This window comes from Candidatus Ichthyocystis hellenicum, from assembly GCF_001460935.1.
In the GTDB taxonomy this organism is placed as follows: domain Bacteria; phylum Pseudomonadota; class Gammaproteobacteria; order Burkholderiales; family 2013Ark19i; genus Ichthyocystis; species Ichthyocystis hellenicum.
This window is the reverse complement of sequence record NZ_LN906597.1, coordinates 1,560,819-1,587,672: the sequence shown is the minus strand read 5'-3', so window position 1 is coordinate 1,587,672 and position 26,854 is coordinate 1,560,819. Positions and strand designations below refer to the sequence as shown.

Here is a 26,854-nt window from a genome sequence, read left to right as displayed (position 1 = left end):
ACTACAAACAACCGCATTATAACCAAATGTTTCCTAAAAGCTAGCATATTATATTAAAATATATTAAAAACATACACGAAAGTACTAATATTTCTATTGCTAATTAACCGAAAATTTCTCTCAATAATAATCCAATAACTCCAATAACAAACACGGTTGATAGGTCACCTGTTCCTTCTCCTTTAGCTGACCTATACAGCTCCATAGTAAATGAAGCAAACGTCATTACTGCCCATAAATTCCAAATAAGGTTCCTTGCTGCAAGTCTTGTCGAAGGTCTTCTTGTCGAAGGTCCTCCGGACTCAATTGTAGTATGTTGGATAGCAAAATGTCTTTTTCTATTATTTGGGATATGGGTGGTTATTATTGAGCTCGTAGGGACCATACGAATCTCCTCTGAAATTTCATCTGGTGCTATCTTTGCTCCAATTTGAGTTCCAACATCTACAACCAATGTGTAGCTTTTATCCATTGCGCATTCTTCTTTAGTGACAGCGTCAACTTGTTTAGTAACCGCATAAAAGCACCTTTCACCTCTGTTATCATTAAGTTGCGTAGAAGCGTCTCTTAGTAACAATATAGGAGAAGATGTCGAAGCTTTTTCATCATCATTACCACTAGTTTGTGTTCCAACATCTTTTGTATTAGAACAACAGTCATCGTTTTCATGGGAAATAACTTCCTCATAATCTCCTTGCAAAGAGGAAAGAGGGGACTGTGAAGATGCATCATCATCACTACTATGATCACTATCTACCGATAGGTTACAATTAAAATTTGTTGAGTTAGCCAAGGTAATTCTCCCCTTCTGGAAATGACAATAAAATGGATTGTAAAAATCAAATCATATTGCAGCAACACTGCAGAAGTTAAACAATCTGCATGAGTAAACCGATACCCCAAATGCAGATAATGACAAGAACAAAGCAATAGCAACAGAGTATCCGTTTTGGTACACTTTCATTACAGATATTACAAAAACTACCAAAAATAATACAAAAAATACAAATACCAAAAAATTGTCACGATTATCACAGTTAAAACATTGTAAATCCTGATGTTCAACAACCCCTATGTCATCTTCTATTTCATCTGTTTCTGAACCTATCGTGCCGACACTGGCAGTGGTAGAAATATTGTCATTTTCTTCTCTTAGTTGCAGTAATAAGTTGTTACTAGGATTGGCATTTACAATTTCTTCTGAATGTAAATTGATTGAGCCATTATTGGTAATGACAGATATATTGTTTCCTCTTTCTCCTGTTTGAGAGGATAAATTGCTAATGCTATCGGTATTTATAACTTCTACTAATTCCACAGAATTAATATTTGATACAGGTGGAAATTTCACGATTACACTCTCTCAGATCAATACTAAATTACATAGTAACGTTTATCGTAAGTACATGATGATTGCAATTAAATATCATGATCATCGTCGTCAAGACATATAAACACATAAACATAAATAATATTAACAAACAATTTAAGCGATGATGCTATCAATGACGGATGCAAGCGTAAAGCAAAAAAATATATCTATCTGCAGTATTTTTTCATCTACTCATCTACTTCAATTACTAGTACACATGTGATACTGCCGAAGTATAATTAGTAATTATTATTATCAGTTTAGATATAAAATTTTTGGTGATAGATGATAAATATATGCTTTCCAGGAGGTTAACATTTATACATTACACAAAAAAATTGGACGTATTTATTGTAAACATTAAATAAATACCAAAAACAAAAAAATTGTTTGGTGGTTTACTGTTTAACTATATTTTAAATTTTTCAAATAACTTATTTGGTAGGTGGCGTAAAATATGGCATCTTAGGTGATTATTTCTACATACTTATCATGTAAAAATAAAATATACGAATATACTGATATATTTGTTACTACTACCGAATTAATTGATCAAAAGTGAAATTTGTTGATATGGATAAATAAACTATATAGTTACGGAAATAAAAAAATTACTGAAAATACTAGGAAGTGTAAAAAATTTTTACTAGATTAGATTGGAACAAATATATTACTGAGTTCACCGTAACATGTTGGTACGATACAACTATTTATTGCAAGTGCTAAACAATAACAGCCATATTATAACCATAACTTTCGGCTGTTATATGGCTATTTTTTCTTGAGCATAGACACAATATCTCGGCAGTAAATACCATAAAACTCAATTTTTACTCGCTAAAAAATCAGTCATTCCACTGGTACTCCTCACCCAAGTTACACCGGTTTTTAATAAGAGTAGTGATACTGTATTTAATTTTCTTTCTAGTTCAAAGGAATACAGAGGTAATTAATCTATGTCTTGTCAAAAAATCCACAAGCTATGGCAGATATTGTTCCTAATCCTAATGCACTGCCTCCTGCAACAGTTAGGTACCAACCGAATGTCATTTTTTCTTGAATCTCATCAGTACTTAGGTATATATTGATGATTTCAGTGTCTTTTGTGCTAATACTATGTGGTTTGCAATAACGATATGTTTTAGTGGAAAACTTGAAATTTTGGTCTACATTAAACCCAGTTTTTTCGTTATTATTTTGGTTCACATCAAAGGTGTCTGTGTTACTATGGTTTCCAGTGTCACCATTTAAGAAACTTTCATGTTTCTCGCGGTGGCGGTTTGGTTACTCAAGCAAATTTGTGTTTCCTCCATTCAAAGTAAAAACCTTTCCAGAGTATGAAATTATTTCTGTTTTGACTAGCTATATAGTTAGCTAGTAATAGACCCAGATGGTCAAACTGATAATTTGGTTTTTTGTTGAATTATCTTGTTACTTACCTTCTCTTTAAATTTTTTAGAAGTTTATCTGATCTTATAATCGCATCATGATTTTTTAATTACAAACCACAGTTTTCATGCTCCTTGTTTTAGAGTCATGCTAGCGCATGGGATATGATTTTGTAAATCCTTATGGGTTGAGAATGGAAAGAAATATTCAGTTTGATTAATGGGCAGATAATATCTTATCTTCTTAGCTAATTTGATGATTTCAATATTGTGCTTGATATTTTAGTGATCAAGAAAGTATTGTGAAACATATAAAGCAGAAAAATAAATACCTTTCGGGATGACCAGACATAAATGTTACTTTTATTACTTTTGAATAAAGTAAGACTTCTTCGTTGGCACCATTACCAAGAATTATAAAAATTTTGATTGGTGATGTATTATTAAACTGTGTTATAAACCAATTAATCTTGTTTTGTAATGTCGTAATATTAAATATCATCAGATAGTTGTTTTAACATAAATTACAGGTAAAGGGAGAGGTAGTTAGTAAAGGTCGATACTACTTTCTAAGCTACCACGACTAATATACTATCTGTAATAAGCGAGGTGAAATTTACTGGTATTGACTTGATATAGAAAAATAAATGATGGGGGCTCAAAAAATTATCCAGCGATACAATTTTACATTACAATAGCTGCACTAGAAATAGCCATATACTAACCTAGTATTACTGTCAGATTATCATATGGCTGTTTCTTTTTAACGGACACTTAGCTTCCGGAAACAATTATTGTAACCGCAATTTTCAATTAGGCACTTCCGCCAAAACGTCAGTTTCCTTACTAGTTTACCCGCCTGTTTTTTTAACAAAACTACTGATGCCACACAGTTTGCTTTTATGTTCAACACAATGCTGTGGCAATCATTCTATGTTTTGTCAAAAAAACAAGAAGCTACGGTAAGTACTGTTCCCAATCCTAATACACTACTTCCTATGACAGCGAGGTACCAGCCAAACTCTACTTTGTCAAAGCTTCCGTTATTTAGGTATAGACACACTCCTAGAATAACCAATATTGCAACTGTAAGTGCCAGAAAAGTTGCTAAGGCAACTGCAGCATTGACTTCAGTATCTTTTGCGCTAACTTCATCCAGCTTGCAAGAGCGAGTTGCTTTAGTCGACAATCTGCAGTTTTGGTTTACATTGTATTCATTTTCTTCGCCACTACTTTGAGTAACATCAACGGGTGCTGATTCGCCGCTTTCTTCAGTTCCATCGTTATGTTCCTCTCCGTAGTATTCTGATGCCACAAGTAAAGGTCTGTTAATCAAATTTATACCCTCCATTTAAAGTAAAAAATTTTTCTATTCTAAAGTAGGTAATTATCTTCATTCTAGTTATCCAAAAGATAATTAATTCACGATACACAATAGCAAATTGAAATCAACGTGCGCAATAACCGGATAAATACATACCCGTTATATGCTCGGTATGATACACCGGTCAGATTAATAAGTATGGTATTTTGTTGAAGAAGGTTATGACTTTGTCCTTTGTTTTTGCTGTTCTCATTTTTGGTAGTGTTTTTTTATACTTGTAGAAATTATTTTATTCATAAATTTATATATAAAATTAAGGTGTTATCATTCCTAATGTTATAACTTTATTAAATGATACGGTTTTTAGGTATAGGTATAATTACTTATATGATAGTGTTACAACTACAATTATAAGTGCCATAATAAGTGCCATAGGTGCACTGTTTCATTCTATGCAGCAGGGAAATTGTATTGCCGATATTTGATTTTTATATGCTTTTTAATTAACTATGGCAATGACAATTTTTAATTAACTAAAAACTTGTATTAATTATTTCTAGTTGTTATTTGTATTTGTCGTGTACATTTATTTTTATACGGGTATGTACGTATCTAGTTTTATACGGGTATGTACGATCTAGTTTTATACGGGTATGTACGGTATTTTCTTGAGAAATTCTGTGATTTCATTTTCTGTTTTTGCTACTCTCATTTTTGGTAGGCTCTTTAATATTTTTTCTCCGTAGCTTTTGGTTTTTAGTCGTTTATCTGTGATTATTAGTACTCCATGGTCTCTTTGATCTCGAATTAGTCTTCCTGCTCCTTGTTTTAGAGATAAGGCAGCGGATGGAACCTGAAAGGACCAGAATGGTTTTTCACCTTTACTTTTCATGGAGTTTATCTGAGCTGAAATTACAGGATCATCTGGGGGATTAAAAGGGATCTTGTCTATTAAAACGAAGCTTAGTGCAGAACCCCGAACATCAATTCCTTCCCAAAATGTTTGAGTTCCCAGTAAAACACCTCTTTTACTACGGCGAAAATTTTCCAAAAGTGCCGTTTTGCCACTGTCATTTTGTACAAATATAGGTGTGTTTTTCCACGCACAATTATTTTTTATTAGTTCCGCCGCTTTTTGTAAAGCCTTATGAGTTGTAAATAGAAAAAAAGACCCCCCTTGATTATATGGTAGTAATCTCTCAGCTAATTTGATAATTTCACTGGTGTGGTCAGGGGCTGAAGGGTCGGGAAAATTTTCTGGGACATACAGCATAGATTGATTTTCGTAATCGAAAGGACTCTCCCAAATCCCAGAGTTTCCTTCGTGTAGTTTATTTTTAAATCCCATTAAATTTGAAAAATGTTCAAATGAGTTGTCAATAGATAGTGTGGCTGAGCAAAATATCCAGCTTTTATCATCTGCTTCGATATTATTCTGAATTGTTTCTCCAACGTTTAACGGGGCACATATGCAAGTAAAACCGGTATGAAGGTATTCTACCCAACGAATATATTCACTATTTTCTTCCGAGAAAAAATGTTGGTAGATATTTATGAACTCATCCAAATTTTCGTATGCTTGTTCTAGTTCTTTACATCTATCTTTATGATCATAAAGAATATTCTTAAAAAATGACAAATAGTTATAAGATTCAAGTAAAAATGGTACAACTTCAGATTGAGATTTTTCCCATGACTGTTTTTGCTTTATGTGTTCTATGTTTTCATGTGATTTCAGAAGTAATTTCATTTTGGTATGTAGTTTTTGTATGTTTTCCATTAGATGCGGTGAGTCAGGGGCATGATCGCGTATTATTGTATCCAAATCTTTTATTGTTTGAGTAATTTTTGCGGTGGATAATTTTATGCTCATGAAATTTCTTGATATTTCTGGTATTTGATGGGCTTCGTCGAATATTATTACTTCGAAGTGCGGTAATATGCTCCCTGTTTTTTCATCTCTCATAGCTAAATCAGAGAAAAACAGGTGATGATTTATTACTACAACATCTGCGCTTATAGCTGATTTCCGTGCCGCCATAACGTGACACTGTGAATAGTAAGGGCAGAGTTTTGACAGGCAATTTTCTCTGGTCGATGTAACTTTATTCCACAGAGAGTTTTCTTCAGAAATATCTGGCAATTCGGTTTTGTCGCCAGTTTTAGTATGAGTTGACCAATTTCTTATTACTTCTACATCACTCCAGTTGGTCTCATCTTCCCAAAGTTGTTCTGTAAAGTTTTGAAGATGATATTGACATAAATAGTTGTTTCTACCTTTTAAAAGAGCTTTACGTATTTGCAGATTTAGAGCATTGGCAATTAATGGTAAATCTCTGTAAAAAATTTGATCTTGCAAAGCTTTTGTGCCCGTAGAAATGATAACCTTTCGACCTGATAATAGTGCCGGTGCAAGGTAAGCAAATGTTTTTCCAGTTCCCGTTCCGGCTTCAGCAACAAACATAGAATTTGATACAATTGCAGAGGAAATTGCTTTGGCCATTTCAAGTTGAGATTTACTTGGGGTATATCGTTCCACTTGACTAGATAGTTGTCCCCCGTCTTCAAATAAAGAGTCTATAGAAAGGAAAATTTCATCTAAGAAATTGGTATTGTCGCTCATGGTATATTATCGGGCTTGGAACGTGTTCTCAGCCTATCCTAGGGAGTTTAACTAAAATGCTATCTATACAAAATGTACAAAACCACTTCAAGATTATACATGATCATTTAGTAACTTCCTTTGAGAAATTGGGGCAATGTGTTGCCAAGCGTGATAGCTGGGTTCGTGTTGAAGGTGGTGGAGGTGAATCATGTGTTTTCGAAAAATCCAATATTTTTGAGAGAGGTGGTGTTAATTTTTCTTCGGTTTATGGCGAATCATTACCAAGTTCTGCTACGGTTTTTCGAGAACATCTTGCTGGACAACAATTTTTTGCTACAGGTGTTTCGTTGGTTATTCACCCGTGGAATCCATATGTTCCTACAGTTCATCTAAATGTGAGATTTTTTTGTACGGTCTCATCTAGTATTTTGTTATCAGAAAATAGGGAGTTTATTGATGATAATTCTAATTCTGTTACCTGGTGGATAGGAGGTGGCATGGATATGACCCCCTATTATGGTTTTTTCGAGGATGCGCAACATTTTCACAGATCTTGTCGGAAAATTTTGCTTCCGTTTGGGGAAAATTTGTACCCACTATTTAAGAAAAATTGTGATGAGTATTTTTTTCTTAAACATCGCAAAGAGGCACGAGGTATCGGAGGTATATTTTTTGATGATTTTAATTCTCTGGGCTTAAAAGATTCTCTTCGCCTTGTTGATGATATTGGACGAGGTTTTTTTGATGCCTATTCTGTAATAGTAAATAGGCGCTCAGATTATGCTTATAACGACAGGGAGCGTCGGTTTCAACTATATCGTCGTGGTCGTTACGTTGAGTTTAATTTGCTATGGGACCGCGGAACTACTTTCGGTTTGCAGTCCAATGGCAGAACAGAGTCTATTCTTATTTCAATGCCACCACTAGCGAGCTGGGAATATGATTGGAAGCCGTTACCCGGATCTCCGGAGGACGAGTTGTATTCTATTTTCCTGAAACCCAGAGAGTGGGTGTGAAAGTAATTTTTTCGTTAAATGGTATTGCCTACATCTATAATTAAGTGTTTTATAGTTGAATCTACTAACATATTAATATACAATGGCCGTGCTACTCTGTTGATGCATTTTCGCAATTGTTATTGTGTGTTTTCATGCCGTTGTTGTTTGGGTTAACAATAGGTTGGAGTGTATATTTTTGTTACTACATTAGTTTTTAGTTGTCCTTTGTAGTTGTCCTGTGTATTTCTGATTTTCGCGCCAATAGGAGTTATATTTTCCCGTTTCTGGGTATGTTTTTATGCAAAGCGTAGGGAGGATCTGTCTTATGCCCATTTCTCATACGTGTTTATTCCAAGAATATAATGAATGCGATTTGTCAGGTTGTAGTTCAGATTTTGATGGTTGTCAAGATTCTTCCTCTCTTGGGTTAGGTGGTTGTAGTAGCCTGGAGGTGTCTTGCGCTACTAGTTCGTCGGCTTGCTGCAGTAGTATAGATATTTCCTGCCAATCCGGTTCGCTTCGTTCCCATTATTCAAGTGTTGGCAGTGATGTTGGTGCTTTACCGGATAGCAGTGTTTCTCTGGGACGCAGTGTTGAAACTTGCAGTCCTATTCCCACCGATATGAAGCTTATTCTTTTTACTATTGCTTTACTGCTTTTTTCCATGATGCTATTTTCATTATTGTGCTTTGTTTCTACTAATATTCCCATGGTAGGAAGTATTCATGACAACTTGAAGAGTGTTTTGTTGATAATGGGTTCTACTGTGGGCATTTTTTGTTCCATCTTTATTCTAGCTTCTATATCCTATTATGATGCTAGGCACAGTGAATGTAAGAATAATATTGCTTAAGTGCCTCTTATAGGATTTGCTTCTATAGGATTTATACGTAAATGAAATTTCATCAAGAAAATGATGTTGCAGGTTATACTATTTCTTCTTATGGAGATTCAGATGTTGTGGTTGGTGGGTGTTCTTATCCGCTTCCCGTTTGCGTTTTTTCTACCGTGAGGCCAATTGCATGGCCTCGTTCAGATAGCGGACGTGTTTCTGAGCACAGCTTTTCCTTCCTTATGGAGTATGATTTGGAAGTATTATTGTGGGGAACAGGAAACGAGCTTGTTGTAGATTATTTTAGCATTTTGTACAAACTTTCTGGTACTGGGTTGCCGGTTGAGATAATGACTACACCCGCAGCATGTAGGACTTTCAATGTTTTATGTTTGGAAAAAAGGCGCGTTGGGGCTGTAATTTTTTCCTTGATTTAGATTTAATTCGATTCAGTCTATTCCAGACTACTTATACTCTTTTTTACTACGCAATGATTGTATTCTAGGAGGGAGATGATGTTTTTGCTGGGTTTAATTTCATTTTTGTTGTTGTTTTGTGCAACTATCTCCGGATTTTTACTATTTACCGGTGCATTTTTTTTGTGGTTTTTCTTTTTAGCTGTTATGGGATCGTTTTTGTTACTTACCAGTGCTGTTGTTTTTCTTGGGCTTCATTGGATACTTTTCCTTCTTTCTTGTGGTATATTCGTCATCTTTCTCTGGTTTGTGTACTTTTTTCGAGATCATACGGATCCCAAAAGTCGGGAGCTATTAAGGAAGTTTTTGATTTTTTTCGCTATATTCTCTGCTGTCTTGTGTGTTATTTCTTGTGCCTTTGTATTTAGTAGTAGTCATTCCGAAAAAATTGTTACGCACGAGTATGTTTATTTGCCAACACAAAGTAGGGATGTGGTGTTTCTTTAACACTGTGTTTACTTTTCATGGTTGCTTATAACATGGCTTTGAAGCCCATTATTTCCATACTGCTGGGTTCGGGCGAGGTTTGTCTCCCAGCTTCTTTCACGTCATTATTGTCTTTTCCTGTTATTGCTCGCCCGATATATGTTCTCCTTTTGAAGGATGATCTTGTTTCATCCCAATTGGAGAAACTGTGCTCCATGTTTTCTGTTGAGTCTTTTTTTTCTCCAGAGACCCTTGGAGATCAAGATGATTTATGGTGCTTTGTTTTGCCTCGTTGGGGAACAATTTCCCCCTGGTCGTCTAAGGCAACGCAATTATTATCCGACTGTGGTTTTGATTCAGTGATTCATATAGAAATGGGATTTGCTGCTTTTAAACCTCAACATTGCGTTGTTTTTCCAGATCAGCAGTCTTTGATTTTCGATCATATGACCCAAGTTGTAATAGATGATCCAGAACTTATTTACGATATTTTTTCTACTAATGATGTGAAATCGGTTACATATATTGAAAAAAATGCTAATTCTATTGAACTTGCCTCTAAGAGCTACGGATTAGGTCTAGATAATATTGAGATAAATACCTTGTGTGATCTTTATGACTGCTGGGGGAGGTCAGTAACAGATGCTGAATTAATTATGTTTGCTCAGGCAAATTCAGAGCATTGTCGCCACAAAATATTTAATTCCTCGTGGGTGATTGATGGTGAGCAAGTTAAATTTTCACTCTTTGATATCATTCGTCAGACTCATGCTAAAAATTCTTATAGTACCGTCAGTGCATACGTCGATAATGCGGCAATTTTAAAATCACGTGCTGCTGGATATTGGTACTACTCTGAAGTTGATCACCTTTATTTTATGAGGCAACGGGAAATTGGTTTGTCAGTAAAAGTGGAAACTCACAATCATCCCACACTTATCGAACCTTTTTCTGGTGCAGCCACTGGATGCGGTGGAGAAATTAGGGATGAATCAGCTACTGGAACTGGTGGGTTTCCATTAGCTGGCATATGCGGATTTTCTGTTTCTCACCTTCATATTCCACAACGCCGGAGGCATTGGGAAAACAACCAATGCTCTGTTTTAGCTTCGCACATGTCCACAGCATGGGATATTATGCTTTCTGGACCAGTTGGTGCTGCATCGTTTAATAATGAGTTCGGCAGACCAAATGTATGCGGTTATTTTCGTTCTTTTGAACAAATCATTGCCGAAGTTAACTATGGTTATCACAAGCCTATAATGATTTCCGGTGGAATGGGTTGTGTTTGTGAAAGTAACTTTTACAAGAAAGATATTTCTGTTGGTTCGTTGATTATTCAATTAGGTGGTCCTGGATATTTAATTGGTATGGCAGGAGGTACAGCTTCATCCTCTGGAGCGGGAAAGAATGACGCCAAAGTTGATTTTGCATCAGTGCAGAGAAGTAATCCAGAGATGCAGAGAAGGGCTCAGGAAGTAATCAGTTACTGTTCGTCTTTAGATAGAAATCCGATACTTTCTCTTCACGATGTAGGTGCTGGTGGTTTGGCTAATGCGGTTCCTGAGATGGTTTATTCTGCAAACAAAGGTGCACGTTGTAAGCTCAGAGATATTTTGCTTGGGGAAACTGGATTATCACCGGCGGAAATTTGGTGCAATGAGTCTCAGGAACGTTATGTGTTGATTATTAATCCCGATGATCTTAATCTTTTCCAAAGTGTTTGCCAACGAGAGCGGTGCTCGTATGCTGTTATTGGAGAGGTCATAGATGACGAGGTTATTATTTTGGAGGACGATCTGGATGGTACTACTCCAGTAAATTTTCCTTTGCATGATTTGCTAAATTCTAATTCTAGCAAAAAGACGATTGTTGTTGATAGTAATAAAAAACAAAGTGTTTCCTGTGCTCCAATTAGTTGCGATGATTACGCAATACAGGATGTTATTGTTGATGTTTTGCGTCATCCTACTGTCGCTGATAAGTCATTCCTTATTACCATAGGTGATCGTACAGTTGGCGGTTTGGTTTATCGGGATCAGATGGTTGGTCCTTGGCAAGTTCCTGTGTCAGATTGTGCCATCATTACCTCCTCCTTTGTAAGCAACTCCGGGTATGCTGTCGCTATGGGTGAGAGATCTCCTCTTGCTATTATTTCTCCCGCTGCGTCAGCACGTATGGCAATAGCTGAGGCCTTGACAAATATAGCATCGGTTGGTGACTGTGTACTATCGTCTTTAGTTATATCTGCCAATTGGATGGCAGAATTTAGTCTTGCTGGTCAAGATAGTGCCTTACGTGAAGCTGTTGAATCCGCATCATCTTTTTGTCAGTATCTTGGCATAGCAATTCCTGTTGGTAAAGATTCATTGTCCATGTCTGTTTCTTCTGATAAAGGGATGGTTGTTTCTCCCGTTTCTTTGATCGCTTCTGCCTTTGTTCCGCTCGATGATGTTCGTTGCTCTCTTACACCATTATTAGCTACAGATAGCGATACTGATTTACTTCTGGTTGATCTTGGTCGAGGTAAGAATAGATTAGGAAATTCTATTTTCGCACAAGTTACATCTCAAGTTGGGGTTGAAGTTCCAGATTGTGATGATCCTGAAGATATTGTTCGTCTTTTTTCTGTAATAAAAGAGATGAATACCCAGGGATTATTATTGGCTTATCATGATCGTTCTGACGGTGGATTGTTAGCGACTATTTCTGAAATGTTATTTGCTTCTCATATTGGGATAGACTTAAACATAGATCCATTGTGTTACGATTCTACTATTATGGATGTTGATTGGTTGGATGTAAGACCTGAATTTTTGTCAGGACCATTTAAAGATCACATTTTTTCTGCTCTTTTTAGTGAAGAACTAGGTGCAGTTATACAGGTTCGTAAATCAAAAAGACAGTGTGTTTGGTCTATATTGAGGAAATATGGTCTTTCGTCTTGTACTCATACGATAGGATCCATAAATTTACAGCACACCAAGTTACGTATATATCGTTCATCAAAATGTTTATTTTCTGAAGATAGATCTTTTTTACATCGATGTTGGTCTGAGGTTAGCTATGAAGTTAGTAGGCATAGAGACAATCCTGAATGTGCTAGGTCAGAGTTCGATCTTATCGAAGAGGAAGAGAGGACTAGGCTTTTTGTAGATCTATCAATAAGCATGCCTCAAAGTATTAATTTTTGCACTGCCAGTGTTGAGCGTCCTGCGGTTGCTATCTTGAGGGAACGAGGTAGTAATGGTCAAAGTGAAATGGCAGCGGCTTTTCATCACGTAGGTTTTGATGTTTTTGATGTAACTATGACAGACTTATTATCGTCTTCATCTGATTTTTCTAGGTATCGTGGTCTTGCTGTTGTTGGTGGTTTTTCTTATGGAGACGTTCCTTTTGCCGGTCGTGGTTGGGCACACAGCATTCTGCTGAATGATAATCTGAGAAAAATTTTTAAGGATTTTTTTAACCGTCCCGATACTTTTTCCTTAGGTGTTTGTAATGGCTGTCAAATGCTTAGCCAAATTCGTTCTTTAATTCCTGGAACTGATTTGTGGCCTGCTTTTGAATCTAACTTATCACGTCAGTTTGAAGCTAGGCTAGTTATGACAAAAGTTATTGAGTCGCCGTCGATATTTTTTCGAGGTATGGAGGGATCGTGTTTGCCTACAATCGTTTCACATGCTGAGGGCCGTGCTTCTAGGATAGATGCGGGTCTTGTTTGTTTGCGTTACATTAACGGTAGGGGGGATGAAGACGATGCTTATCCGCTAAATCCTAATGGTTCTTTCCGTGGCAACACAGGTTTTACTTCACTTGATGGCTCTGTTACCATGCTTATGCCACATCCTGAGAGATTATTTAGGGATGTGCAAACTTCTTGGACTAACCGCAGTTCTTGTTCGCTGTGGTCACATTTTTTCTATAATGCTCGTGTCTGGTGCGGTCATTAGTGGAGGGTGTTGTGTTTTTTGATAAAGTCTCGATTGCTCTTAGAGGTTATACCGAAGTGGTTATTGCCGCTTTGGTTTTGTTGGCTCCATTTGCTGTTTCTTCAAAATGTGCTTCTAAGTCTTGTGCCCATGGGGTAAAGGGTGATTTTTCTTACTATACTATTGCTGCTTTTCATTATCCCGGGATCTGTGCCGTTAGGTCTTATTCTTCATGGAGGTCGTTTTCAAGAGATCGGGTGTGTGATTACCGATTCTATGCTAGATATAGGCGTATGCCTCTGGTTTTGCACGGACTATGGCCGGAGAGTAGGACTGGTCAACTGATGTATTGTTCCGTTTCTGATTGTTGCGGGTGTCATGTTGCTGATTCAGAGCTGTTAAAGTCAGTTCCAGGTTTAAGTAGATATGTCTTCGAGGACATAAAGGGGGCTACACCTTTTTTCGTCGATTTCATACATCGACATCAATGGTATAAGCACGGTACTTGTGATGTTTTTGATCCTGATGCTTTTTTCGAAAATTCCATATTAGCTCTTCATGAGTTGTCTAGGTTGTTCTCTAAATTACCTAATTTGGAGGGTGCTAGGGTTTCCTACAATGAGGTGCTTGAGATGATTCAACATCAGAGAAGTCGCAACCGTAGATTGGCTTCCTTGTTTAATTTGGATAACATTTCACTGCGCTGCGTCAAGTCTCGACGTAGGGGGCTTCCTGTTTTGGTTGAGGTTTGGGCTAAAATCCCCAAAAACTTCAGTAAATTTTCATTTTCATCTCTACCTAGAATACCCTACACGAATGGAATGTTATATCCCAGGGAGTGTCCAAGGTTGTTTTACATTTCTTCCATGTAAGGCCATTCTAATGATTAATGAGAATTATTTGTATTATTATTTCGTTGGTTGACGTATAATTTGTTTCTCCGTGGTGGAATGGGGTTTACTGAGGAGCTAACTTATGTACAGCATGTTTATGTTGACTCTCCGTGAGGGTATAGAGTCTTTTATGATAGTTGCTATTACCGCTTCTTATCTTAAGCAGACAGGTCGATCTATTCTGCTGAAATCGGTTTTCCTGGGTGTTTTGTCCGCTGTATTGTTATCTTCTTTTCTTGGCTTTAAGCTTTCTGAGTATGCTGTTCAGCCTATCTCTGAGGGTTTTATGGCTATTACAGCTGCTTTTTTAGTGTTATTTATGTTGATATTTATGAAGAAAGCTGCTTCTGGGGGTATACGACGTTCAATTTCTAATAGGATTGATGAAGTTTCTAGCTCCAGCATGACATTGCTTTCTCACTTAGGGGTTTTCTTGATTACCATGCTGATGATTACCCGTGAGGGCATGGAAGTGGCGTTTATGGTTAGTGTTCTTATCCATCAGTCAGGTTTTTCTAGCGGAATGTTGTTGGGGGCAGCTTTGGGAGTTTTTTCTGCGTTTCTTTTAGGTGTGTTTTGGCTCCTCTACGGTTCCCGCGTGAATTTGCAGATATTTTTCGGAGCAACTGCATCTTTCCTTTATATGTTTTGCTTTCAGTTGTTTTTCTACGCATTTCATGAATTTTCTGAAGCCGGTGTTTTACCTTTGCTTGACAACGACTATTGGCATAACCTTACCGAAGTCTATGGTCCAGAGGGGGTATACGGTAGCTATTATACCTATCTTATGGTAATAGTTCCGGCGATATATTTATTCTATAATCTTTTTAAACTTGGAAGATCTAATTTTAATAAAGGTGTACGTGGATCATTATTTGTCCAACAAAAGTAGTTTTTTAATCTTGATACCTGTCTTCAGTATTTGTATGTGTTTTTGTTCTAAAATAAGAGGAAAATTTTAGTAATCAGTAAATCGTTTTATACATTTCAAATTAATGCCTACACGGTTTCATGTTTTCATGACAGTTTTTTGTATTTTTATCTAACTGCGGTACCCACTCCAAATCTCTCTTTGTCCTTTTTTATTTTCATTCATTATTATTTTTGTGTGTTCAGTAATAAAAAATTACCATTATTTTGATGGTATAATAGTTTTTCCATATCGCTAATCACCACCATAAATTTATATTTATATATATGCGAATTTTATGTTTCTTTTACAAAAAAATGTTTGAACAACTCTAATTTTTAGCCCTATTAAAGTTGGTTTTTTGTCTTTGTGGTGCTTATTATAGACTAATAAGGAGTTAAAAATGTTTAGAATCTCCGTGGATTCTCATTGTGATGATGGTTTGTCTTTGATTGAAGAAGAACATTTGTCCAGTACAAGTTCTTCACTAAGTTATGGTCAATTTTATCAGGACAATCATGCTTGCGATTTCACTAAAGAACCTTCTTTAGCTGTTTCTTGTTCTATGTCTTCAAATGTTGAATCTTCAGGTAGTTTGGGTGAAACTTCCCAAGTTTTGATTTCTATTGAGGATGATGGGCAGTGTGCTCAAAAATTATTGACTAGTTTGATGATTACATTGGGATATACTTTGCGAGCTCAAAGTCGTCCTGGTGGGCCAACGGAAGATGAATTTTTATGTATGAATGAACTTCAAAGCAGCATATCTGAAATTGTTAAATCTAAAGGTAATGACAGACTATCATTTGATGACTTAAAAAAATTGCTGCAAGATAATTTATTATTAAATTTGAGCGGAGCCCAGGATCTCTGCGATCGTGTCGACTTAATTTCTAGAGCAGTAGATGATCTTTACCCAGGTGAAGTTTTTCCTTTTCCAGAACCAACCGGTAATTCTGTAAGTCGTTTTTTTACTAAATGTTACAGATTTATGAAATATTCGCGCAATCCATTTTTTAAATGTTTTTTTCAAGCTATTTGGATATTCTTTACACACACTTGCTATGAATATATGTCTTATGGTTGCTGTTTGTTTCTTCAGAATCATGACCTTGATGCTCTTACCGTATGCAAAAGAATTATTTCATCTATTAAGAAATGTTGCCAGCATAGAAGTAAATAATTAGATGCAATAATTTTTTATATGGTATCTGACAGGAGTATGATTTATGAATACTTTCGATGTTGTTTTTTGTGATTATTCCCCGTCTTCTTCTTCGGCGTCTTCAGTGGAAAATGGTTGTGATGGCAGTCATCTTTCTTCTTGTTCTTTGTTTTCCTTAAGTCAAAATTATAATTTATCTGATGCTGATGTTATAACATCTCCCCCTCCGTCAATACACACGTTGTCTGCAGGTGAATCGTTTATTCCTGCAAGGGATAATTCTCATTCTGATATTAATTTTGATGATGGTGGTGATTTTGGTGATTTAAGTGATTTGCTAAATCATTTGTTAGTTAAAGATTCTTACCATAAAGATCTTTCAGATCTTACCTTAGGTATTACCTATCTTTATTACCTATCTAAGTGTGAGAAGGATGAATTAGGTTTTTCTTCTCTAATTAGGAGAGAGGATATTATTGAGAATATGGTTTCTCAATCTTATGATGTTGAAAATTTTTCAGCCAAGGTTACTGCTAGATTTATAAATAGTGTTTTTGCTCCAATTTTTTCTAATTTTTCAGCTAATGATCGTTTGGAGCTTCTCCACAATATAATTAGGAAGGTACGCCCAGATATTGTCCATAACGGGGAAGTGTCTAGTAATGCTTGCTTAAAATTTTTTCGTGATGTTAAATACGAACGTACTACATGCGGTCGTTTGACCAAGATGTGCTGTGTAATATTATTTCACAATATTTTTCAAGATTGGATTAGTATAGGTGTTTGTCAGTTGATGTCCAAGTATGAGCTGGACTCTTGGAGTATGTTTCGGTTGATTAGCGACTTTTTTAGAAATAATTGTTGCCGGTGACGTTTCTTTCGGTCATTTGATATGGCTCCTACTACCTTTGTTGGTGGCAGTTTTTCCTTTTTGGGTGTGGAATGCTAGGAGGTTGCTATGGACTTTGGTGCTTTGCCGAGGCTGATTCCGCCTGGTGTTAGTTTGGAATCAACTGATTATGTTCTTGTTGATATTGATGAATCTGACTCCGGTACTTGTCTTACCGCGGGTTCCACTCTTTCTTCTCTGCGTCCTTCCACTTCCTCTTCTGGTGTCTCTGTAAATGCTTCTGCTGCTGTTTTGGTGCGACCTGGGCGTCGCCCTCCTGAGACCTATAATTCTATTTTGGATGAAGTTGTGGTTGATAATTTTCGTGTGCTGAATGAACAACAACTACTGTTGCACGATGACGATTACCAGATGAGGCGTCTCGTACGGGGGTTGGAGACAGCGGTGATGATTTCTCAGGGGGGGTTTGATATATCGGAAGATCGAGATTCATCAATCTTAAGCGTTGATAGTAGTGTTTCTTTGCTTGGTGCAAGTGATCTAGAGGCTAGAGTCGTGGTTCTGGAGTCTTTTGCTGAATCTGTTTCTCCTGGAGCAATTAGACCTTATAATGTGCAATCTTCCAGGCGGCGGTGTGCTGCTTTTATTAGATGCTTGTTGTGCTTTTTCCGCTCTCCTTCGCCTCCTATTATACTTTTGAGGAAGGTTTTTCTGTTCTTTTTCTCTAATATGATATGCGATTGGTTGCTGTATGCCCCTTGTGATTGGGTTGAATCTAGAGGACTTACTTTTTGGCAGCTTTTAGGTAAGCTCTGTAGTTGTATTCGTTCCGTTTGTTGTAATCGCTAAGATTGATGTTATTGAAAATGTAGTACTGCTCGTGTATAATCACCCGCTCGGGGAAAATTTGGAAGGCGTATTTTATGGCACGTCGTTGTCAGGTTACTGGTAAGTCTCCTATGGTTGGTAATCGTGTTTCTCATGCTAATAACAAGACTAAGCATCGCTTTTTGCCTAATCTTCACCGTAAGCGTTTTTGGCTTGAGAAAGAGGGTCGTTGGGTTTCGTTGCGTGTTTCTGCTGCTGCTATCCGTACGATAGACAAGTACGGCATTGATTATTTTTGGAACTCGTGCTCTGCCAATCCTTGTTGTGGCTTGCAGATTTGTAAGGTTTAATTTTTGGGATTAGATTTGTTTTTACTGGTCTACTGTTTTGGCTGGCCGGTTGGGGAGGGTTATGAGAGAGAAGATTAAGTTGGAGTCAACTGCTTCTACGGGTCATTTTTATTCTACTACCAAGAATAAGAGGACTTTGAATACAAAACTTGAGTTAAAGAAGTATGATCCGGTTGTCCGTAAGCACGTTATCTATAAAGAGTCGAAGATGAAGTAATTTTCGATCTTGTGTCTTTATCTTTTTGGGGGGTAGATCGTGGATTTATCCCCTTTTTTTTGTTTGTTAACATTTAGATTTATATTTAGCTAATTATTGATATAAGTATAAGAAATTTTTCACAAAAATACTCTTTTGTATTAATGGAATCCACTATTTTCAATTATTATTCGACGTAGTAGCCTAGGGCTACTTCTTATTTTGGCATTGTTCTGCAGTTGGCCGCTTTTTTGTGGAGGTGGATATGATGCCCATTTTTGGTTCGTCGTCGTCTGTTCTTGAACATGGTACTGGTGAAGAGGATGATTTTTCCGATACCTCCTGTTTGTTGATTCAGGATATGGATTGCGCTGTTGTTTCTTCTCAGCCTACACCTACATCTAGAGCTGTTCCTAATTATGGTTCTCTCGCCTCTACATCATGTGCTCCTAGTATCACACTATCAGATTTGGAGATTGATCGTCTTCAGCTTAAGTTAGTAGCTCTTATTGGTAACTTGAGTGAGGTTAAAGAATCTGGAAGTGGTATTACCATGGATGATAGAGTGGCATTGGTTGGCTTGGAACGATCACTTCAGCATTTTTTAGGTGATTCAGTAGTATTTGATGTGCGTGCTGTGCAAGATAAAATTAAAGAGGTTATTGGAGTTTCTGGTATTGATGTAAGATTGTCTATGGTTGAAGATTGGGCAGAAAAACAAGATCCCGGTTCCATTCGTGGTGTGCCTCAAGTTGATCCTAGCTCACGTTGCTATTGTGTTAGAAGATCTTTTAGTTATCTCAGATATTCCCGTAGGCCCATTGTTAAATTGTGCAGAGAGATCGTTTTAATTTTAGGGATGGGCTGCGCTTATGATTGGTTCACATTTTCTTGCTTCAAGTACTGTGTGGATAATGGATTAGATTGTCTCTCCTTGTCCAAATATCTTTGCGGTTTAATAAAATCTTGCATTGATAAGGCTAGTGGATAAAGTCCTGAGCAGCCAGTTACCTGATATCTGGTAAAAATGTGAGTTTTGCAAAAGCTATGCCGTTCTTACGGAATGTGCTAATGGTATCTCGTAATATGTGGTCCACAACGTCGTTGCTGTTGTTGCGTATGTCAGCTACCCAGCAACGTAGATTGATTACTATGCCTTCTAATTTAACTTCCTTGATTTGTACTTTGGTTTTTTCACGGTAGATCACTGCTTCGTGCGAGTTTGCAGCGGATATCATAAGCGTAGATGCTTTGTTCATGTCAGTTTCATGATCTAAAATTACTGATATTGCAATGCGATTTCCAGGAGTGTATTCATTAAGATTGAAGTTTTCCACTGTACCACCAGAAACTATTTCATTAGGTAGAATAACTGCGGTTCCGTCATATTTTTGTATAGTTGTTACTCTAGAAGACATCGTTTGTACGATCCCCTGAAATCCGTTTACCTGTATGCAATCTCCGATCTTGATTTTGTTTTCGATTAACATAATCAGACCATTAATGTAGTTGCTTGCTACTTGCTTTAGGCTTAGTCCAAGACCAACACCGAGTGCCCCACTAAATACGTTCAAAGCAGTGATATTTATACCTGCCATGGGAAGAGATATTATGATTGCTAGCGATATTATTACAGTACTGCCTACATTTATAATAGCCACTTTTGCATTAGCTTGGATCGATGATTTTTTTATTTGTGTGGCGAAAATAGAAGAAAGGTAAAATGCTATTAATAATCCTAAAAATATTATTATCATGGCACCCATAACGTCTGATAAGCTGACCTTATAGTTTCCTATATTTAAGAAAATGCCTTTTATGCTTTCGGATGCAACAGTAGACATTCCTGTTGCTTCAAGCAATAGTTGGATGGAAATTAAGTACGATATCATCCTGTTTAAATTGGTCCTAAATGTGCTTTTAGAAAAAATACTGTCAACCATTATCCATAAAACATTGATCTCCAAAAATGCCAGTGTTGCCTGAAAAAACAACTCCATTATTCCTTTATCTGCTGGTAAAAATTTTGCTAATTGATTCCCTAAAGTTGCTAATATGAAAACTATTAAGGGGAAAAAGATTTTTTTGCACAAATTTATGCGTCGAATACAACTTTTAGATTTGTTGAAGGAGTGGTTTACAGCGTGAGCAGAGAAAAATAGTAATAAAGATAAAACAAGGCTTACTATCATAGGAAACCAGTCGGCTCCACTTATTATTTCCGCCCATATTGACCCCAGTGGGGAGTTGTAGAATGAATCCTGAATAGGGCTCATAAAATCACCTGTTTAATCCAAGAATAACGATCAGTAACTAAGAAATTTTCTTGAGTATTCCAACGAAGAAACAGTCTGTTTGGTGTCTATGCGTATACAATTGAGCGTCATCAAAGTGTTGACTTCCATCAACAGCGGCCACTTTCCACTCATGGTATGGCACCCTGACAAACTCGGGATGATGACTAAGAAATCTATCTATACTTAGTTCATTTTCTTCTGACCATAAACTGCAAGTAGAGTAGATCAGCCAACCATCACGTTTTACCAAAGACGATGCTTTTTCCAAAATACAACTCTGATCCCGTTGAAACTGAACAATATCACTGCTAACGTAGCGCCACTTTAGATATGGGTGACGCCTCCACGTGCCACTACCGCTGCAAGGAACATCGACTAAGACACGATCAGCTTTACTGTAGCACTTTTTTAAACGATCATCATTTAAATTATTTAAAAGTATAGGGGTAATGTTTTTCGCGCCACTTCGTAGTAGCCGTGGCTTAATTTTTTCAAGACGTTTGCGTGATATATCGAAAGCGTAAATTCTTCCTGTTGCGCGCATCAATGAACTTAGTGCTAGCGATTTTCCTCCAGCTCCACTGCATAGATCAACGATTATTTCATGACGTTTAGGTTGGCACCAATGAGCTATCAATTGGCTTCCTTCATCTTGAATCTCAAAGTGACCTTTTTGAAAGCGAAGGTCTCTTCCAGCATTGAAGGGGATCACAGTAGGTAAACGTAAGGCAGTGGGTGACCAAGTAGTTTCCTCAACTGCGTATCCTTTGTTTAATAGGTAGCTTTTTAATTCATGGATATTAGTCTTTAAAGTATTAACTCGCAAATCTATGGTTGCAGGTTGATTAATGGAAAAGATGAATTTTTCTAGTTCACATGGATCCGGAATTTTTTTTTCTAGCAGAGGCACTGCCCATTCGGGAATATCATATTGTACTGCCTTTCCAGCGTTCTTGAGGCGTTTATCTTCACACAGAGCTAGATATCGTTCTTCACGATTATTTCCCATATTTCCGTAAAAGCTTGCTAGTATTCCTGGATTTTTAGTTCCGGTTAAGAATGATAAAGATTTTTTGTGACGAATAACGCCATGGTATAGATCTGATACGAACATGCGTTCATTTTTGCCTAGGCGTTTTTCTCTCAGATATCGTTCTAGTAGTGCATCTGCAGCAGCAGTAGGAGTTGATAAAATCTCAGATAACGGTTCTGCACACAGCTGTATTAAGTATTCGTTCATTTATTAGTCCTCCATGATAAAGCCGGTACAAAAAGGAGGAACAACTTTTCCTTGGGCGTTTACATAAATTTGACCTTTTATAATCCATGACATAACTTTGGGGTACATTAGGTGTTCTAGCTTGTGGATTCGTTCCTGTAGAGATTCCGGCGTATCATTTGGTTGGACACGAATAGCACCTTGTGCAATTATCGGTCCGGTATCTACTTGTGGTGTTACGAAGTGAATGGTTACTCCGTGGATCCTGTTGCCGTTTTTAATAACGCGTTCGTGGGTATTTAGTCCTGTGTAGCTTGGTAACAAAGAAGGATGAATATTAATGATTCTATTGCTGTATTGAGATATAAAGTCTGCTGATAATATTCTCATAAACCCAGCTAGAACGACATAGTTGATTGCTCTTCTTCTTAGTTCGTTGAGTACCGTTTTTTCAAACTCCGATTTGTTTACATATTCTTCATAATTAGCTATAAATACCGGGAGGTTGTGGGAGCGGGCATTGATTATCCCTAGAGCGTTTGGATTATCCGTCAAGCAGAGCTCTATGTTCGGTCTGACTGGTGAAGATATTAAGGCTCCTAGGTTTGATCCTTTCCCTGAAAAGAGTACGGCTATTTTCATGTCAATTCTTTTTCCTGCCATAATGACCGCCTAATAGCATACACTACTACTAGATACGCTGCTGGGGTTTGATCGCTAGATAATCATACTTGTTTCTTTTGAAAAATTTTGTTTTTCACGGAAGGTGACCTGTTGGATGATTCTGCTTTACATCGTGGGCTATTTGTAGCAACTGAGTCGTTGTTTCATCTCAATAATCTCATACTTTTCGGTATTTTGTTGGTGTCTGGGATATTTTTGGCTAGCTGTGTTTCTAGAGCAAAGCTTCCTATTCCCCGTATTACCTCTTTTATGGTTGCTGGTTTCCTGATAGGACCAGAGGTATGGAAAATTCTTACTCCCGATCTCCTTAGAACTTCTAAGGATTTTGTTAACATAGCTTTGGCTCTCATTTTGTTTCGTTTGGGGCAACAAATAGACTTCGAGGTATTTAAGAGAAATCCTAGTTTAATTGCTACGTCTGTTTTTGATGCAGTTTTGACTTTCTTGCTTATATTTTTTTCTTTTCAGTGGTTGCATTATTCTGATATTCATTCGGCAATAGTGGCTTCCGTTGCTATATCTTCTTCGCCGGCTATCTTGATTTTGTTAGTAAATGAGCTCGGTGTTTCAGGAAGATTTACATCTATATCTTTGGATCTTGTTGCTGCTAATAATGTTGCATCGGCTCTTGTGTTTAGCTTAGTTCTTCCTTTTCTTCATTATGAGCATCATGCCAATTGGACGTTTATTGTATCGCAGCCTATCTATAGCTTCATTTTGCCAATCCTAGTGGCTTATATAATGTCTCGTATTCTCTATTTTTTGTCGGATTTCATAGGAAACCAGAACACAGATCAGTATTCCTTGATGGCTGCAGCCATAGTGCTCAGTTTGGGCATATCTAAGGCACTAAACATGTCCATGATCATGCTTCTACTATCTCTTGGTATATTCACTAAGAATTACTCTAGTAGTGCCGACGAGGTTATTGCGGAAGCTAGGTACGGAAAAATAGGGGACATATTCTACATAATTCTTTTTGTGGTTGCTGGAGCAAAGATTGAAATCTCTCACGTTGCAGAGGCATTTTTTGATATAGTTGTTTTCACTGTGGTACGTTTTGTATCTAAATTTTTTACTTTACTTCTATTCCACCGTAAAAATCAGATGACTGTTACTGAATCTTTCTACCTTAGTCTTATTATGGTTCCTATGGCCGGTCTTGCTATAGGTCTGATATACACCACGCAGGGCTTATATCCAGAGTTTAGCGATATTTTGATTCCGGTTGTGTTCGGAAGTGTTGCTGTACTGGAGGGTATCGGACCAATTCTCACCGAAGTTGCTTTCCTTCGCCTGGGTGAAATTCCAAAAGGCAATTCCATAGATCACTAGCCCTACCTACTTAGGGCTTGGTATCCTTTAGCCATGCAATAGTAACCAATAGTTTCAATCATTTGATTCTCAGTGACTTCCCTGTGAGCTTCAGTGGTTTTCATGTCAACAATATTGTTATCATCAACAGCTATGTATCCCATTACAGATTGATCTTTTGTCGATGTGGCCATCCACTGCCACTCTGATTCAGGTGCATGTGGAAAAAAATTCCTAATTTCTTCTAAATTTCCTGGTTTGGTATTAACGTAGTAAGAGGGTAGTTTGTTTTCGTAAACCGTTACCGGGGTTCCTGTGTGCACACGATCGAAAAGATCAAGCACGTCGTCGTCTGTCATGTTAATGCATCCCTGCGATATAAATCTTGGAAGCGGGGCTGCTATAGGTACACCATGAATGTATATAAACCGTTCTTTGGTATCACAGTCACCTAATTTATTAAATCCAGGTTCTGCACCATCCAACCATAAAATTCTTGTTGTTATTCCCTTAGATTTGTCCACTACGGTATCAGGGTTAACCGGGCGACGACCAACAAAGAAGGTTCCTAGTTTTTGGCCGGCTCCAATTTTTTCCGCTATGGTCATATGCCCGCGAGGTGTACGATAGCTATTTTTTTTCTCCCCTGGGCCATTTCTAGATGTCGATATCGTGTAGATTTTATCATACCTACACAGATGATCATCCCAAAGGCCGAGGGTTTGCTCAGCAATGCTTACTACGATATGCACCATATCTTTTTCTCTCATTTTTATATTGTGTCTAAACCTTGTCTGCGTTTAGAAAAAAAATCCAGCAAAATGTTCCTACATGCATCCTGTAAAATTCCACCACGTGATTTTGTATGGTGGTTTATGGCTTTATTTGAAAATAGATTCATAAATCCACCTGCACATCCTGTTTTTGGGTCAGTTGTTCCATAAACAACTAGTGAAACTCTAGCATGAAAAATTGCACCACTGCACATACAGCAGGGTTCTAGTGTGACATATAAGGTAGTTCCAGGTAGTCTATAATTGCTTATTTTAACAGCAGCGTCTCTTAGGGCCACTATCTCAGCGTGTGCTGTTGGATCAGAGTTTGTAATAACACGGTTATACCCACGACCAATGATTTCATTATTGGAAACAACAACTGCCCCAACAGGAACTTCCCCAGTACGTGCAGCCTCACTTGCTAAAACCAAAGCCTCTTCCATGAAGATCTTGTCTATAACAGAATCAATGTTTTCATTCCCACTCAATGGTTGCTGGGGGCTTGTTTGAAATGTCATATACGACCCTATTAATTCCAGCTACTTCATTGATTATCCGGTGTGAAACGATTGATAAAAGGCTTGCTGGGAGAGCAGCCCATCGGGCTGTCATAAAGTCAACTGTTTCTACAGCACGTAAACAAATAGTGGCGTTGTAAGTTCGAGCATCACCCATAACTCCTACTGAGCAAACTGGTAAATAGACAGCAAAGGCTTGACTTAAGTGCTCATAATATGATTTTCCATCTTCGTGTTTGTTATTATGCAATTCGTCAATAAATATGGCGTCTGCTTCTCTTACACAAGCAATAGCTTCTGGAGTGATATCTCCAGAAATACGAATGGCCAATCCCGGTCCAGGAAATGGGTGCCGATGTACCAAAAAATCGGGTAAACCTAAAGTTTTTCCTAAATTTCGTACTTCGTCTTTAAATAAGAAGCGAAGTGGTTCCAGTAATTTCAGATTAAGATTATGTGGAAGACCACCAACATTATGGTGAGACTTAATAATTTGGGAAGAGCTAGAAGAACTTGAAGATTCTATTACATCTGGGTAAATTGTTCCTTGAGCAAGCCATTTAGCGTTTAATGAGGCAGCTTCTTTTTCAAAAGCTGTGATAAACTCCCGACCTATTATCTTCCTCTTTTTTTCTGGATCAGAAACTCCGCTTAATGCAGTTAAAAATGATTTGGATGCCTCTACAAGTTTTATGGGTAATCCTATTTTTTGGAAATAAGAACAAACTTGCTGCGTTTCATTTTTTCTCAGTAATCCATGATCTATAAATACGCAGTGCAGATGGTCACCAATAGCTTGATGAACCAGCGCGGCGACTACAGAAGAATCAACTCCACCAGATAATCCCAGCACAACGTGATCATCCTTGACTCTTTCCCTGATGGATGTCAAAGCTTTATTGGAAAAGTTACTCATTGTCCAATTTGGTTGGCAATTGCAGATGTCGAGTACAAAATTACGGAGAATTTGCCCCCCGTTTACAGTATGTGTTACTTCGGGGTGAAACTGAATTCCCCAATACGGTTTTTCAAGGTGCTCAAAAGCAGCACAAACTTCATTAGTACTATGAGCGATGGAACGGCAGCACTTGGGCAAAGACAGTACCTGGTCGGAGTGACTGGTCCAGACATCCTGTTTCTTATCGATATTAATGCTTGACCACAGACGCGAAGGTTGGTAAATCAAATTAGAGTGACCAAACTCACGTACGCCATCCTGGTGAACAGTCCCACCCAACTCTTTTGCCATAGCCTGCATGCCGTAACATATTCCTAGAACCGGAATACCGCACGACCACACTTCAGGTGGTATGGTGGGTGATATCTTTTCGGTTACTGAAGATGGTCCCCCCGACAAGATAATTCCAAGCACGTCTTTGTTACCTAGATCAGCACAACTGTTATACGGCACCACCTCACAGTAAACGTTGAATTCTCTGATGCGACGAGCGATGAGTTGAGTAAACTGAGATCCAAAATCAACAACTAGTATATGAGACAT

Annotated in this window: 25 protein-coding genes; 14 read left to right on the top strand and 11 right to left on the bottom strand. The window is 37.5% G+C overall.

What is annotated here, in order from left to right:
• Positions 1–103 precede the first annotated feature (103 nt).
• The 5 genes from Arg41_RS06140 to yoaA all read right to left on the bottom strand — a co-directional run bounded on the left by Arg41_RS06140 (position 104) and on the right by yoaA (position 6,707).
• Positions 104–793, bottom strand: coding sequence for a hypothetical protein (locus Arg41_RS06140; protein ID WP_092343204.1), 690 nt, complete (start codon positions 791–793; stop codon positions 104–106).
• A gap of 51 nt (positions 794–844) precedes the next feature.
• Positions 845–1,351: a hypothetical protein gene (locus tag Arg41_RS06135; RefSeq protein WP_092490594.1), complete on the bottom strand. Its 507-nt coding sequence runs from the start codon at positions 1,349–1,351 to the stop codon at positions 845–847.
• A 975-nt stretch (positions 1,352–2,326) separates the two neighbouring features.
• A complete protein-coding gene (locus Arg41_RS06130) occupies positions 2,327–2,578 on the bottom strand; it encodes a hypothetical protein (RefSeq protein WP_092490593.1) in 252 nt (83 codons plus the stop codon).
• A gap of 1,113 nt (positions 2,579–3,691) precedes the next feature.
• Complete coding sequence (locus Arg41_RS06125) at positions 3,692–4,096, bottom strand: hypothetical protein (RefSeq protein WP_092490592.1); 405 nt, start codon at positions 4,094–4,096, stop codon at positions 3,692–3,694.
• A gap of 631 nt (positions 4,097–4,727) precedes the next feature.
• Positions 4,728–6,707 (bottom strand): DNA repair helicase YoaA, encoded by a 1,980-nt coding sequence (yoaA, locus tag Arg41_RS06120; protein ID WP_092343208.1) that lies wholly within the window; start codon positions 6,705–6,707, stop codon positions 4,728–4,730.
• Positions 6,708–6,763: 56 nt separating this feature from the next.
• On the opposite strand from yoaA, the gene hemF reads away from it, so the two are divergent.
• From hemF to Arg41_RS06055, 13 genes are all read left to right on the top strand, one after another.
• A complete protein-coding gene (hemF, locus tag Arg41_RS06115) occupies positions 6,764–7,705 on the top strand; it encodes an oxygen-dependent coproporphyrinogen oxidase (RefSeq protein ID WP_092343209.1) in 942 nt (313 codons plus the stop codon).
• Positions 7,706–8,012: 307 nt separating this feature from the next.
• A complete protein-coding gene (locus Arg41_RS06110; protein ID WP_092343210.1) occupies positions 8,013–8,540 on the top strand; it encodes a hypothetical protein in 528 nt (175 codons plus the stop codon).
• 41 nt (positions 8,541–8,581) lie between these two features.
• On the top strand, positions 8,582–8,956 hold the full coding sequence (locus tag Arg41_RS06105) for an Mth938-like domain-containing protein (RefSeq protein ID WP_092343211.1): 375 nt from the start codon (positions 8,582–8,584) through the stop codon (positions 8,954–8,956).
• A gap of 75 nt (positions 8,957–9,031) precedes the next feature.
• Complete coding sequence (locus Arg41_RS06100; protein ID WP_157722303.1) at positions 9,032–9,442, top strand: hypothetical protein; 411 nt, start codon at positions 9,032–9,034, stop codon at positions 9,440–9,442.
• 32 nt (positions 9,443–9,474) lie between these two features.
• Complete coding sequence (gene purL, locus Arg41_RS06095; protein WP_157722302.1) at positions 9,475–13,374, top strand: phosphoribosylformylglycinamidine synthase; 3,900 nt, start codon at positions 9,475–9,477, stop codon at positions 13,372–13,374.
• Positions 13,362–14,225, top strand: coding sequence for a ribonuclease T2 family protein (locus Arg41_RS06090; protein ID WP_176695754.1), 864 nt, complete (start codon positions 13,362–13,364; stop codon positions 14,223–14,225). Before purL ends, Arg41_RS06090 begins: the two co-directional genes overlap by 13 nt.
• A gap of 103 nt (positions 14,226–14,328) precedes the next feature.
• A complete protein-coding gene (locus tag Arg41_RS06085; protein ID WP_092486691.1) occupies positions 14,329–15,138 on the top strand; it encodes an FTR1 family iron permease in 810 nt (269 codons plus the stop codon).
• 421 nt (positions 15,139–15,559) lie between these two features.
• Complete coding sequence (locus tag Arg41_RS06080) at positions 15,560–16,339, top strand: hypothetical protein (protein ID WP_092343326.1); 780 nt, start codon at positions 15,560–15,562, stop codon at positions 16,337–16,339.
• 46 nt (positions 16,340–16,385) lie between these two features.
• The gene (locus tag Arg41_RS06075) at positions 16,386–17,192 is read left to right on the top strand and encodes a hypothetical protein (protein WP_092490589.1); all 807 of its coding nucleotides are present in this window, start codon (positions 16,386–16,388) and stop codon (positions 17,190–17,192) included.
• A gap of 87 nt (positions 17,193–17,279) precedes the next feature.
• Complete coding sequence (locus Arg41_RS06070; RefSeq protein WP_092490588.1) at positions 17,280–18,020, top strand: hypothetical protein; 741 nt, start codon at positions 17,280–17,282, stop codon at positions 18,018–18,020.
• Positions 18,021–18,094: 74 nt separating this feature from the next.
• Complete coding sequence (rpmB, locus tag Arg41_RS06065; protein ID WP_092343323.1) at positions 18,095–18,349, top strand: 50S ribosomal protein L28; 255 nt, start codon at positions 18,095–18,097, stop codon at positions 18,347–18,349.
• 61 nt (positions 18,350–18,410) lie between these two features.
• Entirely contained in the window at positions 18,411–18,566 is a 156-nt protein-coding gene (gene rpmG, locus Arg41_RS06060) for a 50S ribosomal protein L33 (protein WP_092343322.1), read from the top strand.
• 244 nt (positions 18,567–18,810) lie between these two features.
• Positions 18,811–19,536 (top strand): hypothetical protein, encoded by a 726-nt coding sequence (locus tag Arg41_RS06055; protein WP_092490587.1) that lies wholly within the window; start codon positions 18,811–18,813, stop codon positions 19,534–19,536.
• 16 nt (positions 19,537–19,552) lie between these two features.
• On the opposite strand, the gene Arg41_RS06050 is transcribed toward Arg41_RS06055, so the two are convergent.
• Genes Arg41_RS06050 through purN form a run of 3 tightly spaced genes read right to left on the bottom strand, consistent with a single transcriptional unit; the run spans position 19,553 to position 22,724 of the window.
• Positions 19,553–20,821 (bottom strand): mechanosensitive ion channel family protein, encoded by a 1,269-nt coding sequence (locus Arg41_RS06050; protein ID WP_092343320.1) that lies wholly within the window; start codon positions 20,819–20,821, stop codon positions 19,553–19,555.
• A 37-nt stretch (positions 20,822–20,858) separates the two neighbouring features.
• On the bottom strand, positions 20,859–22,082 hold the full coding sequence (locus tag Arg41_RS06045) for an RsmB/NOP family class I SAM-dependent RNA methyltransferase (protein WP_092343319.1): 1,224 nt from the start codon (positions 22,080–22,082) through the stop codon (positions 20,859–20,861).
• Between the two features lie 3 nt (positions 22,083–22,085).
• Positions 22,086–22,724 carry a phosphoribosylglycinamide formyltransferase gene (purN, locus tag Arg41_RS06040; protein WP_092486685.1) on the bottom strand — a complete coding sequence of 213 codons (639 nt, stop codon included), beginning with the start codon at positions 22,722–22,724 and terminating at the stop codon, positions 22,086–22,088.
• Between the two features lie 111 nt (positions 22,725–22,835).
• Between purN and Arg41_RS06035 the strand changes: the two genes are divergently transcribed.
• On the top strand, positions 22,836–24,080 hold the full coding sequence (locus Arg41_RS06035) for a cation:proton antiporter (protein ID WP_157722300.1): 1,245 nt from the start codon (positions 22,836–22,838) through the stop codon (positions 24,078–24,080).
• Between the two features lie 2 nt (positions 24,081–24,082).
• Here the strand turns inward: Arg41_RS06035 and Arg41_RS06030 are convergent, their stop codons facing one another.
• From Arg41_RS06030 to guaA, 3 genes are read right to left on the bottom strand one after another with little or no spacing between them, the layout of a single operon-like run.
• Positions 24,083–24,829: a L,D-transpeptidase gene (locus Arg41_RS06030; protein WP_242641416.1), complete on the bottom strand. Its 747-nt coding sequence runs from the start codon at positions 24,827–24,829 to the stop codon at positions 24,083–24,085.
• Positions 24,830–24,831: 2 nt separating this feature from the next.
• Positions 24,832–25,353 (bottom strand): tRNA adenosine(34) deaminase TadA, encoded by a 522-nt coding sequence (tadA, locus tag Arg41_RS06025; RefSeq protein ID WP_242641415.1) that lies wholly within the window; start codon positions 25,351–25,353, stop codon positions 24,832–24,834.
• Positions 25,310–26,854: a glutamine-hydrolyzing GMP synthase gene (gene guaA / locus Arg41_RS06020; protein ID WP_092490586.1), complete on the bottom strand. Its 1,545-nt coding sequence runs from the start codon at positions 26,852–26,854 to the stop codon at positions 25,310–25,312. The genes tadA and guaA overlap by 44 nt, the downstream gene beginning before the upstream one ends.

Coding starts and splice junctions, on each gene's coding strand:
- Arg41_RS06045 (WP_092343319.1), bottom strand. CDS start 22,082: ATGAACGAATACTTAATACAGCTGTGTGCAGAACCGTTATCTGAGATT.
- tadA (WP_242641415.1), bottom strand. CDS start 25,353: ATGACATTTCAAACAAGCCCCCAGCAACCATTGAGTGGGAATGAAAAC.
- hemF (WP_092343209.1), top strand. CDS start 6,764: ATGCTATCTATACAAAATGTACAAAACCACTTCAAGATTATACATGAT.
- yoaA (WP_092343208.1), bottom strand. CDS start 6,707: ATGAGCGACAATACCAATTTCTTAGATGAAATTTTCCTTTCTATAGAC.
- Arg41_RS06075 (WP_092490589.1), top strand. CDS start 16,386: ATGAATACTTTCGATGTTGTTTTTTGTGATTATTCCCCGTCTTCTTCT.
- rpmG (WP_092343322.1), top strand. CDS start 18,411: ATGAGAGAGAAGATTAAGTTGGAGTCAACTGCTTCTACGGGTCATTTT.
- rpmB (WP_092343323.1), top strand. CDS start 18,095: ATGGCACGTCGTTGTCAGGTTACTGGTAAGTCTCCTATGGTTGGTAAT.
- Arg41_RS06085 (WP_092486691.1), top strand. CDS start 14,329: ATGTACAGCATGTTTATGTTGACTCTCCGTGAGGGTATAGAGTCTTTT.
- purN (WP_092486685.1), bottom strand. CDS start 22,724: ATGGCAGGAAAAAGAATTGACATGAAAATAGCCGTACTCTTTTCAGGG.
- Arg41_RS06080 (WP_092343326.1), top strand. CDS start 15,560: ATGTTTAGAATCTCCGTGGATTCTCATTGTGATGATGGTTTGTCTTTG.
- Arg41_RS06030 (WP_242641416.1), bottom strand. CDS start 24,829: ATGAGAGAAAAAGATATGGTGCATATCGTAGTAAGCATTGCTGAGCAA.
- guaA (WP_092490586.1), bottom strand. CDS start 26,854: ATGTCTCATATACTAGTTGTTGATTTTGGATCTCAGTTTACTCAACTC.
- Arg41_RS06055 (WP_092490587.1), top strand. CDS start 18,811: ATGATGCCCATTTTTGGTTCGTCGTCGTCTGTTCTTGAACATGGTACT.
- Arg41_RS06050 (WP_092343320.1), bottom strand. CDS start 20,821: ATGAGCCCTATTCAGGATTCATTCTACAACTCCCCACTGGGGTCAATA.
- Arg41_RS06110 (WP_092343210.1), top strand. CDS start 8,013: ATGCCCATTTCTCATACGTGTTTATTCCAAGAATATAATGAATGCGAT.
- Arg41_RS06070 (WP_092490588.1), top strand. CDS start 17,280: ATGGACTTTGGTGCTTTGCCGAGGCTGATTCCGCCTGGTGTTAGTTTG.
- Arg41_RS06100 (WP_157722303.1), top strand. CDS start 9,032: ATGATGTTTTTGCTGGGTTTAATTTCATTTTTGTTGTTGTTTTGTGCA.
- purL (WP_157722302.1), top strand. CDS start 9,475: ATGGCTTTGAAGCCCATTATTTCCATACTGCTGGGTTCGGGCGAGGTT.
- Arg41_RS06105 (WP_092343211.1), top strand. CDS start 8,582: ATGAAATTTCATCAAGAAAATGATGTTGCAGGTTATACTATTTCTTCT.